Annotated in this window: 8 protein-coding genes; 2 read left to right on the forward strand and 6 right to left on the reverse strand. The window is 71.6% G+C overall.

Translation table 11 applies throughout. From position 1 onward, the window contains the following. Window positions 1–10: 10 nt before the first annotated feature. Window positions 11–4,957 (reverse strand): type I polyketide synthase, encoded by a 4,947-nt coding sequence (locus ACFYXE_RS07865; protein ID WP_389310101.1) that lies wholly within the window; start codon window positions 4,955–4,957, stop codon window positions 11–13. 418 nt (window positions 4,958–5,375) lie between these two features. Here ACFYXE_RS07865 and ACFYXE_RS07870 point away from each other — a divergent pair, with 418 nt between their 5' ends. Next, window positions 5,376–6,626: a cytochrome P450 gene (locus ACFYXE_RS07870; protein ID WP_361169510.1), complete on the forward strand. Its 1,251-nt coding sequence runs from the start codon at window positions 5,376–5,378 to the stop codon at window positions 6,624–6,626. An 82-nt stretch (window positions 6,627–6,708) separates the two neighbouring features. Here the strand turns inward: ACFYXE_RS07870 and ACFYXE_RS07875 are convergent, their stop codons facing one another. After that, on the reverse strand, window positions 6,709–7,506 hold the full coding sequence (locus tag ACFYXE_RS07875; RefSeq protein WP_361169507.1) for an AfsR/SARP family transcriptional regulator: 798 nt from the start codon (window positions 7,504–7,506) through the stop codon (window positions 6,709–6,711). Continuing rightward, window positions 7,503–8,282, reverse strand: a complete 780-nt coding sequence (locus ACFYXE_RS07880) for a thioesterase II family protein (RefSeq protein ID WP_389310105.1) — start codon at window positions 8,280–8,282, stop codon at window positions 7,503–7,505. The genes ACFYXE_RS07875 and ACFYXE_RS07880 overlap by 4 nt, the downstream gene beginning before the upstream one ends. A gap of 943 nt (window positions 8,283–9,225) precedes the next feature. On the opposite strand from ACFYXE_RS07880, the gene ACFYXE_RS07885 reads away from it, so the two are divergent. Next, window positions 9,226–10,599 (forward strand): phenylacetate--CoA ligase family protein, encoded by a 1,374-nt coding sequence (locus ACFYXE_RS07885; RefSeq protein WP_389310108.1) that lies wholly within the window; start codon window positions 9,226–9,228, stop codon window positions 10,597–10,599. Between the two features lie 21 nt (window positions 10,600–10,620). On the opposite strand, the gene ACFYXE_RS07890 is transcribed toward ACFYXE_RS07885, so the two are convergent. The 3 genes from ACFYXE_RS07890 to ACFYXE_RS07900 form a co-directional block, all read right to left on the reverse strand. Beyond that, entirely contained in the window at window positions 10,621–11,091 is a 471-nt protein-coding gene (locus ACFYXE_RS07890) for a hypothetical protein (protein ID WP_389310111.1), read from the reverse strand. A 180-nt stretch (window positions 11,092–11,271) separates the two neighbouring features. Further along, a complete protein-coding gene (locus tag ACFYXE_RS07895) occupies window positions 11,272–12,198 on the reverse strand; it encodes a cation diffusion facilitator family transporter (RefSeq protein WP_389310115.1) in 927 nt (308 codons plus the stop codon). 71 nt (window positions 12,199–12,269) lie between these two features. After that, window positions 12,270–13,370, reverse strand: a complete 1,101-nt coding sequence (locus tag ACFYXE_RS07900) for a mechanosensitive ion channel family protein (protein ID WP_389310118.1) — start codon at window positions 13,368–13,370, stop codon at window positions 12,270–12,272. Window positions 13,371–13,438: the final 68 nt, after the last annotated feature.

The raw sequence follows: 13,438 nt of genomic DNA on the forward strand, positions 1-13,438 counted from the left end.
GAGCGGGAGGTCAGGACTTCCCGAACTCGCTGGAGATGAGGTCGAAGATGTCGTCCGCGCTCGCCGCCTCCAGATCGGCGTGGGCGGAGTCGGCCCCCTCGGGGCCGTCCTGCGCCGGACTCCACTTGGCGACCAGCACCTGCAGCCGTCCCGCGATCCGCCGCCGGGCCGCCTCGTCCATCCGGGCCGTACCGGAGGCGGCGTCCCACTGGTCGAGCGCGGCGAGGACGCTGCCCTCGCCGGTGGCCTCGCCGTCGTCACTGAGCTGTCCGCGCAGGTGCGTGGCGAGGACCTCCGGCGTGGGATGGTCGAAGATCACGGTGGCGGGCAGCGTGAGCCCGGTCGTCGTGTTGAGCTGGTTGCGGAGCTGGACGGCCGTCAACGAGTCGAAGCCGAGCTCCTGGAAGGGCTTCGCCGCGGGAATGTCCTCGACCGTGCGGCCCAGGGTGGCGGCGGCGTACGTACGGACGTGCTGGACGAGGAATCCGTGCCGCTGGGACGCGGGGGTCTTCGCCAGCTCCTCGCGGAAGGCGCTGGTCTCCGCGGCGGACCCGGTCTGTTCGGCCTCCCGCCGGTTCTCCGGGATGTCGTCGAGGAACGGGCTGGGGCGCTGCGCGGTGAACGTCGGCGTGAACGTCGTCCAGTCGAAGTTCGCCACGGTCAGCGTGGCCTCGCCCGAGTCGACCGCCCGCTGCAGCGCCTTGACGCACAGGTCGGGGGCGATCGGGTGCAGGCCGAAGCGCTTGAAGTAGGCCAGCGACTCCTCGTCCGCCGACATGCCGGCCTCCGCCCAGGGGCCCCAGGCGATGGAGGTGGCGGGCAGTCCGAGGGAGCGGCGGTGTTCGGCGAGCGCGTCGAGGAAGTGGTTGGCCGCGCCGTACGCGCCCTGCTGGCCGCTGCCCCACACACCGGCTCCGGAGGAGAACATCACGAACGCCGAGAGGTCCGCGTCCCGCGTCAGCTCGTGCAGGCGCCAGGCCGCGTCGGACTTGGACCCGAGCACCTCGCCCAGGCGCGCCGACGTGAGCTCGCCGATCGGCGTGAGGTCGGTGATGCCGGCCGCGTGGATGACGGCGCTCAGCGGATGCTCGGCGGGCGTGCGGTCGAGCAGGGCGCGGAGCTGGTCGGGATCGCCCACGTCACAGGCGGTGAGCGTGACGGCGGTACCCGACGCCTCCAATTCGGCGGCGAGCTCACGGGCGCCGGGCGCGTCGGGGCCACGGCGGCTGGTGAGGTGGAGGTGGGGTGCGCCGCGGTGGGCGAGCCAACGGGCGAGGACGGCGCCGATGCCGCCGGTACCGCCCGTGATGAGGGTGGAGCCGCGGGGCTGCGCGCCGGGTTCGGAACCGACCGCGCCGGGGGAGGGCGTGGCGGGCGCGTGGGTGAGGCGCCGGGTGTGCCTGCCGGTGGGGCGGACGGCGGTCTGGTCCTCCTCCTGGGGGAGGAGGGCGGCGGCCAGCCGGCCGAGCGTCCTGCGCTCGATACGGGCGGGCAGGTCGACGAGTCCGGCCCACAGCCGCGGGTGTTCGAGCGCCGCGACCCGCCCGAGTCCCCACACATGGGCCTGGTGCGGGTGGGTGAGCGGGTCGGTCGCGCCCGTGGACACGGCGCCCTGCGTGATCGTGTGCAGAGGGGCGGTGGTGCCGTTGTCGCTCAGGGCCTGGACCAGGACGGTGGTCGCCGCGAGTCCGGCGGGCACGGCGGGATGCTCCGGGTGGGGCTCCTCGTCCAGCGCCAGCAGATTGACGATCCCGGCGAGCCCGGCGGTGTCCACCGGGGCGAGGTCCGCGCGGGTGACCCGGCCGGTCTCCACGGGGTGCAGCCGGACGGCGGTCGCGCCGTGCCCGGAGAGGGCGTCGGCCGTGGCGCGCACGGCTGGATGCTCGGCACGGTCGGCGGGCACGAACAGCAGCCACTCACCGCCGAGTTCGGGCGTCTGGGCGTCGGGGTGGCACTTCCAGGTGACGTGGTAGCGCCACGCGTCGATGGTGGCCTGTTCCCGGTGCCGGCGGCGCCAGCCCCGCAGCACCGGCAGCGCGGGCTCCAGCGACCGGACCGCCTCCTCGCTCCCTTCCTCCGACGCCAGCGTCTCGCCCAGCAGCCCGAGGTCGAGCTCGTCGACGGCCTGCCACAACTGCTGCTCGGCAGGGCCGTGTTCGCCGGGACCGCCTGTGGGCGACGGCGAGGCGGCGGCGGAGCGGTCGAGCCAGTAGTGCTGGCGTTGGAAGGCGTAGGTGGGGAGGTCGATGGTGTGGGGGGCGAGGTCGGCGGGGAACCAGCGCCGCCAGTCCACTTCCGCGCCTGCGGTGAAGGCCTGGGCGGCGGAGCGGGTGAGTTGGGCGGTGTCGCCGTGGTCGCGGCGCAGGGTGGGGATGACGGCGGCGGTGGCGCCGGCGGCTTCGACGGTCTCTTCCAGGCCGAGGTTGAGGACGGGGTGGGGGCTGGCCTCGATGAAGAGGCGGTAGCCGTCATCGAGAAGAGCGTCGATGGTGTCGGCGAACCTGACCGGCTGACGCAGGTTGGTGACCCAGTACTCGGTGTCCAGCGCGGTGGTGTCGGCGAGCCGTTCGGCGGTGACCGTCGAATAGAACGCCACGTCGGTGGCAACCGGCCGGATGTCGGCCAGGCGCTCGGTCAGCAGGCCGTGGAGGTCGTCGATCTGCGGGCCGTGGGAGGCGTAGCCGACGTCGATCACCCGGGCACGAAGACCACGCTCCTGAGCCTGCGCCACCACGGCCGCCACATGGTCGGGCGGTCCCGAAATCACCGTAGAGGAAGGCCCGTTGACGGCGGCGACGCATACGCCTGGCCGGTCCCCGATGAGCTCGGCGGCTTGTTCGGCGCCCGTGCTGAGGGAGGCCATGTCTCCGTGACCCATCAACCGGCGCAACGCATCACTGCGCACGGCGACGATCCGCGCCGCATCCTCCAGCGACAGCGCACCGGCCACACAGGCGGCAGCCATCTCGCCCTGGGAGTGGCCCACCACCGCGGCCGGGGTGATCCCGTAGTCGGCCCACACGGCGGCAAGCGACACCATGACCGCCCACAACACCGGCTGGACGACCTCGACCCGGGACAGCTCAGCACCATCCCCCCGCAACACCTCACACAACGACCAGTCCACATGCTGCGAAAGCGCGCGCTCACACTCCTCAATCCGCGCCGCGAACACCGCAGACTCATCCAGCAGCTGAGCACCCATGCCGACCCACTGAGACCCCTGCCCGGGAAAGACCAGCACCGGCCCCGCGCCCGCGGAGGTCGCGGCGCCGGACACCACGTCCGGGGACACCGTGCCGGAGGCCAGCGCGGTCAGTCCGGTCGCCAGTGCCGTGCGGTCGCGGCCCACCACGACGGCCCGGTGCTCGAAGACCGACCGTGTCGTGGCCAGGGACCAGCCGACCTCCGTGGGCGGCGCCCCGGGAGCGCCCGCTACGAAGTCGGCCAGACGGCGAGCCTGTTCGGGCAACGCGGTCGCGCTCCGCCCGGACACCACCCACGGCACCACCGCACCACCACGTTCCCCCCCTGGGGAGGCGTCCGAGGACGGCGCCCGAGGGGTCTCTTCCGGCGCCTCCTCCAGGATCAGGTGCGCGTTCGTGCCCGAGAAGCCGAAGGAGGAGATGCCCGCCCGGCGCGGGCGTTCGCCGCGGGACCACTTCACCGGCTCGGTGAGCAGCCGCAGCCCGCTCCCGTCCCACTCCACGTGGGGCGAGGGGGCGTCGACGTGCAGGATGGCGGGCAACAGCTCGTGGCGGAGCGCCAGCACCATCTTGATGACGCCCGCGACGCCCGCCGCGATCTGCGTGTGGCCGATGTTCGACTTCACCGCGCCGACCAGCAGCGGCCGGTCCTCCGCGCGCTCCTGGCCGTAGGCGGAGATGAGGGCCCCGGCCTCGATCGGGTCGCCCAGCGTCGTGCCCGTGCCGTGCGCCTCGACCACGTCGACGTCGTCGGCGGTCAGGCGGGCGTTGGCGAGGGCGGCGCGGATGACGCGTTCCTGCGAGGGGCCGTTGGGGGCGGTCAGGCCGTTGCTGGCGCCGTCCTGGTTCACTGCTGAGCCGCGGATGACGGCGAGGACCTTGTGACCGTTGCGGCGGGCGTCGGAGAGGCGTTCCAGGAGCACCACTCCGGTGCCCTCGGCCATGCCCATGCCGTCGCTGCCCGCGGAGAACGGCTTGCAGCGGCCGTCGGGGGCCAGGCCCCGCAGCTCGCTGAAGCCGATCAGGGGGGCGGAGGAGGACATCACGTAGGTGCCGCCCGCGAGGGCCAGTGAGCACTCCTGGGTGCGCAGCGCCTGGGTGGCGAGGTGCAGGGAGACGAGCGAGGAGGAGCACGCGGTGTCGACGGTGACCGCCGGGCCCTCCAGGCCCAGGGTGTAGGCGACGCGCCCCGAGGTGACGCTGCCGGAGTTCCCGATGGTGAAGAACCCGGCGGTGCCCTCGGGGATCTCGGTGGCGCCCAGCGCGTAGTCGAGCCCGTCGCAGCCGATGAACGTGCTCGTGTCGCTGCCGCGCAGGGCGAGCGGGTCGATGCCGGCGCGTTCGATCGCCTCCCAGGCGGTCTCCAGGGCGAGCCGCTGCTGGGGTGCCATGGCGAGGGCCTCGCTGGGCCCGATGCCGAAGAAGGTGGGGTCGAACTCACCCGCGTCGTAGACGAAGCCGCCCTCGCGCACGTAGCTGGTGCCGGTGCTCTCGGGGTCGGGGTCGTAGAGCCGGTCGAGGTCCCAGCCGCGGTTGGCCGGCAGCGGGGCGACGGCGTCGCCGCCCGCGGAGATCAGCTCCCAGAACTCTTCGGGAGACCGGACCCCGCCCGGCAGCCGGCACGCCATGCCGATGACCGCGACCGGCTCGTGGCCCGCCGACTCGACGTCCTGCAGCCGGCGTTCCGTCTGACGCAGGTCCGCAGTGACACGCTTGAGGTATTCAAGAAGCTTCTCTTCGGTGTGCGCCATCCCGGGACAACCGCTCCTCTCCGCGAGAACGGCCGGACCCCTGACCCGATGACCGGACAGCCGGCAGATCGGCGTGAGCATCGGGCAGGCGGGGCCCCGCCGGACGGCAGACTCGTCGAAGCCGCTAAAGCCCTCCTAATACTCGGCTGTGTACGCCCCGTACTCGGCTTCGTGCGCCCCGGACCGCGGACCTTCGCCGCAGGTGGCGGGCCTGCGGGCGGCGGGGCGAGGGGCCGGGTGCGGGGCGGAGGCACTTCTTAGGTGCGCTTAAGCGGCGGCTGTCAGGGTGTGCCGGTGTCAGGCCGTCACGCTCCGCGCGGCGGGGTCGCCACGCCGCCGGTGCGGCCGGGCCGAGCCGCCGTGCCGACGGGCGTGGGTGGGTCTGGCCGTCGGTCCGGACAACGCGAAGCGAGGCATCGTGCCCATCACGGATAGCAAGCCGGCCGCCACCCTCCCCGACCTGGTGGACCCGTCCTTCTGGGCGCGGCCGCACGAGGAACGCGTGGCGCTGTTCGAGGAGTTGCGCGGGCTGCCGCGTCCCGCGTTCGTCCAGCAGAGCATGCCCGGCGTGCCCTGGGCGTTCGGGTACCACGCGCTGGTGAAGTACGCGGACATCGTGGAGGTGAGCCGCAGGCCGCAGGACTTCTCCTCGGTCGGCGCGACCACCATCATCGGCCTGCCGCCGGAGCTGGACGAGTACTACGGCTCGATGATCAACATGGACAATCCGGAGCACTCCCGGCTGCGCCGCATCGTCTCGCGCTCCTTCGGCCGCAACATGGTCCCCGAGTTCGAGGCGGTCGCCACGCGCACGGCCCGGCGCATCATCCGCGAGCTCGTCGCGCGCGGCCCGGGGGACTTCATCAGGCCGGTGGCGGCGGAGATGCCGATCGCCGTGCTCAGCGACATGATGGGCATCCCCGAGAAGGACTACGACTTCCTCTTCGAGCGGTCCAACACGATCGTGGGCCCGCTCGACCCGGACTACGTGCCCGACCGGGCGGACTCCGAGCGTGCGGTGATCGAGGCGTCGAAGGAGCTGGGCGACTACATCGCCGGGCTGCGCGAGGAGCGGCTCGCCGCGCCCGGCCGGGACCTGATCACCAAGCTGGTGCAGGTCCAGTCCGACGGCGAGCAGTTGACCCGGCAGGAGCTCGTCTCGTTCTTCATCCTGCTCGTCATCGCCGGGATGGAGACGACCCGCAACGCCATCTCGCACGCCCTGGTGCTGCTCACCGAGCACCCCGAGCAGAAGGAGCTGCTGCTCTCCGACTTCGACCGGTACGCGAAGGACGCGGTCGAGGAGGTGCTGCGGGTCTCGACCCCCATCAACTGGATGCGTCGCGTCGCCACCCGCGACTGCGACATGAACGGCCACCGGTTCCGCAGGGGCGACCGGATCTTCCTCTTCTACTGGTCGGGGAACCGGGACGAGAAGGTGTTCCCGGACCCGTACCGTTTCGACATCACGCGCGGTGCCAACTCCCATGTCACGTTCGGTGCGGTGGGCCCGCACGTCTGTCTCGGGGCCCACCTCGCCCGGATGGAGATCACCGCCCTCTACCGCGAGCTCCTCGCCGAGCTGCCGCGGATCCACGCCGTGGGGCAGCCCCGGAGGCTCGACTCCAGCTTCATCGAGGGCATCAAGCACCTGCGGTGCGCCTTCTGAGGTCGTACGTCTCCTCCGCATACGTACGTCTCGCCGGGCGCACCGGCACCGCGTGCCCCTCAGGCCTCTCCGGCCCCTCCGGTCAGTGGCCGGAGAGCGCGAGGGTCGGTGACATCAGGTGCATGTCACCCGAGAGGATCGCCCGCTGCAGGTCCTGGAGCGGGCGCCCCGGTTCGAGTCCCAGCTCCTCGTTGAGCGTCTTGCGCACGGACTGGTACACCTTCAGCGCGTCGGCCTGCCGCTCGGAGCGGTAGAGGGCCAGCATGAGCTGACGGTAGAACGCCTCGCACATCGGGTTCTCGGCGGTGAGGGCGTACAGCATGCCCACCGCCTCGCGGTGCCTGCCCAGGTGGAGCTGACACTCGACCAGCATCTCCTGACACTCCAGGCGGATCTCGGTCAGCCAGGTCGAGAACCCGTCGATGATCGGGCCGTTGGCCTCGGTGCCGTTGCCGCCCTGGCCGAGGATGGGACCGCGCCACAGCGAGAGGGCCTGCCCGAAACAGGAGGCCGCCTCGTCGTACCGCTGCTCGCGGAGCAACGAGCGCCCGACGTCGACCAGTTCGGGAAAGACCTGGGCGTCGATCCGGTCGTCGCCCTTGTGCAGCACGTACCCCGGCGCGCGGGTCTCGACGGGGTTGCCCGGGGCGCCGGGGGTCTTCAGGAACTTGCGGAGCTGCGAGATGTACACGTGCAGCCCCGCGGTGGCCCGCTTGGGCAGGTCCTCGCCCCAGATCTCCCGCATCAGCTGCTCCAGGGAGACCAGCTGATCGGCGCGGATGAGGAGGACGGTGAGGACGATCTCCACCTTCTGCGCGTTGATCGTGGAGTACTTGTTTCCGTCCCGGATGCGGAGCGGGCCCAGCATTTCGTACCTCACCGCGCGTTCCCCCTTGCCGTCGCGAGCTGATCTGCGTGGTCCGCCAGGGTCTTCGAGACGACCTCCGTGACGGCCTGTTGGTGGCTGTTCAGGTAGAAGTGGCCCCCGGAGAAGACCTTCAGGTCGAAGGGGCCTTCGGTGTGCTCCCGCCAGGCCTCGACGTCGGCGGTCGCCGCCTGCGCGTCCCGGTCGCCCACCAGGGCGGTGACGGGGCAGGTCAGCGGCGGGGACGGGGTCCACCGGTACAGCTCGACCGCCCGGTAGTCGTTGCGGACGACCGGGAGGATCTCGGCGAGCAGCTCCGGGTCGTCGAGGAACATGGGGTCGGTGCCGCCGGCCCGGCGCAGCTCCTGCGCCAGCGCGGCGTCGTCGAGCAGATGCACGGTGCCGGGACGGAAGCGGGAGGGCGCGCGCCGGCCCGAGACGAAGAGTCTGCACGGCTGCTTCCCGGCCCCGTCGCGCAGGCGCCGCGCGACCTCGAAGGCGAGGACGGCGCCCATGCTGTGGCCGAAGAAGGCCAGCGGGCGGTCGTCGAAAGGCGCGAGTGCCCGGGTGATGAGGTCGGCGAGTTCGGGGACGTCGTCGATGAGGGGCTCCCTGCGCCGGTCCTGCCGGCCGGGGTACTGCACGGCGAGGACCTCGACGTGGGGCCGCAGGGCGGGGGACTGCGCCAGGGGGTGGTAGTAGGAGGCCGAGCCCCCCGCGTGGGGGAAACAGACCAGCCGAATTTCAGCTTCCGGTTGGGGCCGAAAGCGACGTATCCAGGTATCCGACATATCGGGTGTGGGGGAGGCGGGCAAGATCTTTCCCTTCGTCAGGATCGCTGACAACGGTGTCGCCGCATTGCTTAGCCGCTCCTGATCATGCGCAGCTCAAACTTTAAAGGGCAACGTGACTAAGACAGAGACAGGGCGGAATAAGCCATTCCCTATCGTTTCCCTTGCGATTCTGATGTGATCGAATCACGCCCGGCAAGGTTGAGGTAAATTTCAATATGCATGCTTAACATTCTCTTCCGGGGGGCGCGGATCCGGTCGCCGGAGAGCCTCGTCGCAGATGCCGCAAAGGGATCGTCGCCGCAGGTGAATGTGGGTGATGTGGCGGTGGGGGCGGGCGGGGGCTGCAGTCGCTCTTCGGTGGGTTCCCAGGACGGCTCTAGCCTGTCTGTAGGGGCCATGATCTTTGCCCACTTATTACTTTTCACGGGTTTAATTCGTTAATACTTCGCTGGCCTGCGCCACCACGACTTCTTCACGCAACGAATCGGAAAAGCGCCGTTTTCCTCGGAGTGCCGCCGTGCGGATGCGCCGCGACTCTGATTCTGGCTTGTTGTTTTCTTGTGGCCTCGACCGGCCGGAAATGGTCGGGAATCAGCCATCGGTGGGCTTATGTGCCGGGCGGGAAACCCCGGCGTGGCGACCCGGGCGCACGGCGGGCGCGGGGGTATCGGCAGGTCGCCGCCGACGCGCGGGGCACCCGGAGCGGGTCGCCCGGCGGCCAACAGGCCCCCGGAAAGGGCGTTTTCACCATTTGGGGTGACTGTGCCTCGTTCAGGGTGTGCTGTCCCGTGGCTCATGGGCGATCGTCGTGACGTGCGCCGCCCCGAGGGCGCGCGCACACCCCCCACACGCGCAGCGGGGAGGGTGCCCACCCGCACCCCGCCGCTGCCCTCCGGCACCCCGGCCGCCGCCGGGCCTGCCCCCGAAGGAGCGCAAGACGATGAGCGACAGCATGGCGTGGCTGACCCGGGAGATCCGCCGGGCCCGCAAGCAGGACGCCCCGGCCCTCGCGCGGCGCCGGGCCGGACGGCTCGCGGACCTGGTCGCCCACGCCCGCTCCGCGTCGCCGTACTACCGGGACCTCTACAGCGGACTGCCCGAGCGGGTCGACGACCCGGCCCTGCTCCCCGTCACCGACAAGAAGCGGCTGATGGACCACTTCGACGACTGGGCCACCGACCGGGGCGTCACCCTGGAGAAGATCCGCGCCTTCACCGACGACCCCGATCTGATCGGCCGGCGCTTCCTCGGCCGCTACCTGGTGGCCACCACCTCCGGCACCAGCGGCAGGCGCGGCCTGTTCGTGCTCGACGACCACTACATGGACGTGTCCTCCGCCGTGTCCTCGCGGGTGCTCGCCTCCTGGCTCGGCCCCCTCGGCATCGCCCGCGCCGTCGCCCGCGGCGGCCGCTTCGCGCAACTCGTCGCCACCGAGGGCCACTACGTGGGCTTCGCCGCGTACTCCCGCCTCACCCAGGACGGCGGCGTGCGCAGCAAGCTCGTCCGCCCCTTCTCCGTGCACCGGCCGATGGAGCGCCTGGTCGCCGAACTCAACGCCTACCGCCCCGCCTTCGTCATCGGCTACGCCAGCACGATCATGCTGCTCGCCGCCGAACAGGAAGCCGGCCGCCTGCACATCGACCCGGTCCTGGTCGAACCCGCGGGCGAGACGATGACCGGGAGCGACACCGACCGCATCGCGCGGGCCTTCGGCGCCCAGGTGCGCGGCCTCTACGGCGCGACGGAGTGCACCTACCTCAGCTACGGCTGCGCGGAGGGCTGGTACCACGTCAACGAGGACTGGGCCTTCCTCGAACCGGTCGACGCCGACCACCGGCCCACCCCGCCCGGGGAGTTCTCGCACACCGTCCTGATCAGCAACCTCGCCAACCGCGTCCAGCCGTTCCTGCGCTACGACCTCGGGGACAGCGTCATGCTGCGACCCGACCCCTGCCCCTGCGGGACCGCATCGCCCGCGGTCCGGGTGCAGGGCCGGGCCGGTGACATCCTGACCTTCCCCACCGGCCGCGGGGACGACGTCCGGCTGGCGCCGCTCGCCTTCAGCAGCCTCTTCGACCGGATGCCCGGCGTCGAGCTCTTCCAGATCGAGCAGACCGCGCCGTCGACGCTGCGGGTCCGCATGGTCCGCGCCGCGGGCACCGACCCCGACCACGTCTGGCGCACCGCCCACGACGGCCTGGCCCGCCTGCTCGCCGACAACAAGCTCGACAACGTCACCGTCGAGCGCGCCGAGGAGCCGCCGCGACAGGCGACGGGCGGCAAATACCGTACGGTCATCCCGCTCGCTGCCTGAACCGGCGCCCGGCCCGGACCGTCAGGGGCGGACCGTGACGTACACGACCGGCGAGATCGTGTTCCCGGTGTTCCCGGTGTTCCCGGCGTTCCCGGCGATCGTGCGCAGGGCGTTGCGGCCCTGCAGCTGCAGCCTGACCCGCATCGCGTACGTGCCCTGCGCCGTCGTGTTCACCGTGGCCGGCAGCGTCACCCACCGCTCGCCCTGCTTCTGCTGCAGGGTCACGGGCGTCCCGGCCCGCAGTTCGCGGGACTCCCCGGAGACGCGGAACTCCTCCGAGGCCCGCACGCTGCTCACCGACGCCTGCGCGGTGAGGGACGGCTGCGGGGCCTCGGGTGTGGCCGCGACACCGGCCGGGGCGGGCGCGGGCGGCGTCGGCCCGGCCGCGGTGGCCGTCGTCGGGCCCAGCAGCAGCGCCGCCGCGGCGAGCCCGGTGAGGGCGACGTACTTCAAGCGGATCATGTCAGGGGTCAGCTTCAACTTGGCATCCATGTCTACGTGTTGGTCTACGTCCTGCGCTCGTCGGCGGGTGGGGGAGCGCGCGGGCCATGTCCGGATCAACATAGGCAAGAGGGGACGGGCTCGGGCGAATCGACTCGCTGATGACGGCAGGGAATGGCGGACGGAGCGGGGATGACGGCAGGGAACGGCGGACGGGCCGGGCGCACGCCGCTACGTGTGCAGCGCGCCCTCGTCCTCCTCGTGCCCCTCGGGCTCCAGCTGGATCGTCGAGTGCGCCACGTCGAAGTGGCCGCCGACGCAGCGCTGCAGCCGCGCGAGGAGTTCGCCGTACCCGTCGGCGAGCGCCGCCCGCGTGACGACCACGTGCGCGGTGAGCACCGGCATCCCCGAGGTGACCGTCCAGCCGTGCAGGTCGTGCACGGCGACCACACCGGGCTCCGCGGTCAGGTGCCTGCGGACCTCGCCGAGGTCGACGTCCTGTGGGGTGGCCTCCAGCAGGACGTGCACGGAGTCCCGCAGCAGACCGTAGGCGCGGGGCACGATCAGCAGGCCGATGACGATCGAGGCGATCGGGTCGGCGGCCTGCCACCCCGTGAGGAGGATGATCAGGCCGCCCACGATCACGGCGACCGAACCGAGCGCGTCCCCGAGGACCTCCAGATACGCGCCCCGCAGATTGAGGGACTTGTCCTTGGCGTCCCGCAGCAGCCACAGGCCCACCAGATTGGCGAGCAGGCCGCCGACCGCGACCACGAACATCAGGCCGCCCTTGACCTCCACCGGCTCGCTGAACCGGCCGATCGCCGACCACAGGACCCAGACGAAGATGGCGACCAGCAGGAGCGCGTTCAGGACGGCGGAGAAGATCTCCACGCGATAGAAGCCGAACGTGCGCCGGGGCGTCGGCGCCCGCTGGGCCAGGGTGATGGCACCGAGCGCCAGCGAGACGCCGACCGCGTCGGTGAGGCTGTGCGCGGCGTCCGCGAGCAGCGCGAGGCTGCCGGAAAGCAGCGCGCCGACCACCTGGATGACGGTGATCGAGCCGCTGATCCCGATGGTCCACAGCAGGCGATTGCGGTACGTCCCGCTGAGCGTGCCGCCCGCCGTCGCCGCGGACGGGCCGTGGTCGTGCCCCATGTCCGCGAGTGGATCACGGTGCCGCCGGGCCCGCCACCGAGCGGTCGGCCAGTCGGCTCAGTGCCCCCGGCTCAGTGCACGCGCGGGGAGCGCGGGGAGAGGGAGGCGTCGCGCTGGTGCGGGATGCCGAGCGGCGGGGGCAGCTCGCCCTGGTGGACGGTCACCGTGCGGGCGGGGGCGGGGACCCGGATGCCCTCGGCGCGGTAGCGCTGGTGCAGGCGCTTGATGAACTCGTGCTTGATCCGGTACTGGTCGCTGAACTCGCCGACGCCGAGGATCACCGTGAAGCTGATCCGCGAGTCGCCGAAGGTGTGGAAGCGGATGGCGGCCTCGTGGTCGGGGACGGCGCCCGTGATGTCCTTCATCACCTCGTCCACCACCTCGACGGTGACCCGCTCGACCTGCTCCAGGTCGCTGTCGTAGCTCACGCCGGCCTGCACCATGATCGACAGCTCCTGCTCGGGGCGGCTGTAGTTCGTCATGTTGGTGCTGGCCAGCTTGGCGTTGGGGATGATGACGAGGTTGTTGGAGAGCTGGCGCACGGTGGTGTTGCGCCAGTTGATGTCGACGACGTACCCCTCCTCGCCGCTGCTGAGCTGGATGTAGTCACCGGGCTGGACGGTCTTCGCCGCGAGGATGTGGACGCCCGCGAAGAGGTTGGCGAGCGTGTCCTGCAGTGCGAGGGCGACCGCGAGACCGCCCACGCCCAGCGCGGTGAGCAGGGGCGCGATGGAGATGCCGAGGGTCTGCAGGACGACGAGGAAGCCCATCGCGAGCACCACGACGCGGGTGATGTTCACGAAGATGGTGGCCGATCCGGCCACCCCGGAGCGGGACTGCGCCAGCGTGCCGACGAGGCCGGTGACGATCCGGGCCGCCGTGAGCGTGCCCGCGACGATCAGCAGCGCGGTCAGCGTCATGGTGACGTTGCGTCCGGTGCGCGGCGTGAGCGGCAGCGCCTCGGCCGCCGCGGCGAGCCCCGCGGTGATGGCCGCGCAGGGCACGAGGGTGCGCAGGGCGTCCACGATGACGTCGTCACCGCTCCACCGGGTGCGGCTCGCGCGCTCGCCCAGCCAGCGCAGCAGGGCGCGGAGCAGCAGTCCTGCCGCGAGGCCCGCGGCGACCGCGATGCCTGCCGCGATCCAGTCGTGCAGTGTGAGCGCACGGGTCATCGCTCGGCTCCCGTCGTACGGGACGAGTGCTGCGGCACGCGGCGTATGTGATGTGTCGTCACCTTGTG

This window comes from Streptomyces sp. NPDC002564 (assembly GCF_042889645.1).
In the GTDB taxonomy this organism is placed as follows: domain Bacteria; phylum Actinomycetota; class Actinomycetes; order Streptomycetales; family Streptomycetaceae; genus Streptomyces.

Excerpts from the sequence above, each read along its gene's own strand:
- ACFYXE_RS07895 (WP_389310115.1), bottom strand. The coding sequence starts at position 12,198 with ATGGGGCACGACCACGGCCCGTCCGCGGCGACGGCGGGCGGCACGCTC.
- ACFYXE_RS07900 (WP_389310118.1), bottom strand. The coding sequence starts at position 13,370 with ATGACCCGTGCGCTCACACTGCACGACTGGATCGCGGCAGGCATCGCG.
- ACFYXE_RS07880 (WP_389310105.1), bottom strand. The coding sequence starts at position 8,282 with ATGTCGGATACCTGGATACGTCGCTTTCGGCCCCAACCGGAAGCTGAA.
- ACFYXE_RS07890 (WP_389310111.1), bottom strand. The coding sequence starts at position 11,091 with ATGGATGCCAAGTTGAAGCTGACCCCTGACATGATCCGCTTGAAGTAC.
- ACFYXE_RS07865 (WP_389310101.1), bottom strand. The coding sequence starts at position 4,957 with ATGGCGCACACCGAAGAGAAGCTTCTTGAATACCTCAAGCGTGTCACT.
- ACFYXE_RS07885 (WP_389310108.1), top strand. The coding sequence starts at position 9,226 with ATGAGCGACAGCATGGCGTGGCTGACCCGGGAGATCCGCCGGGCCCGC.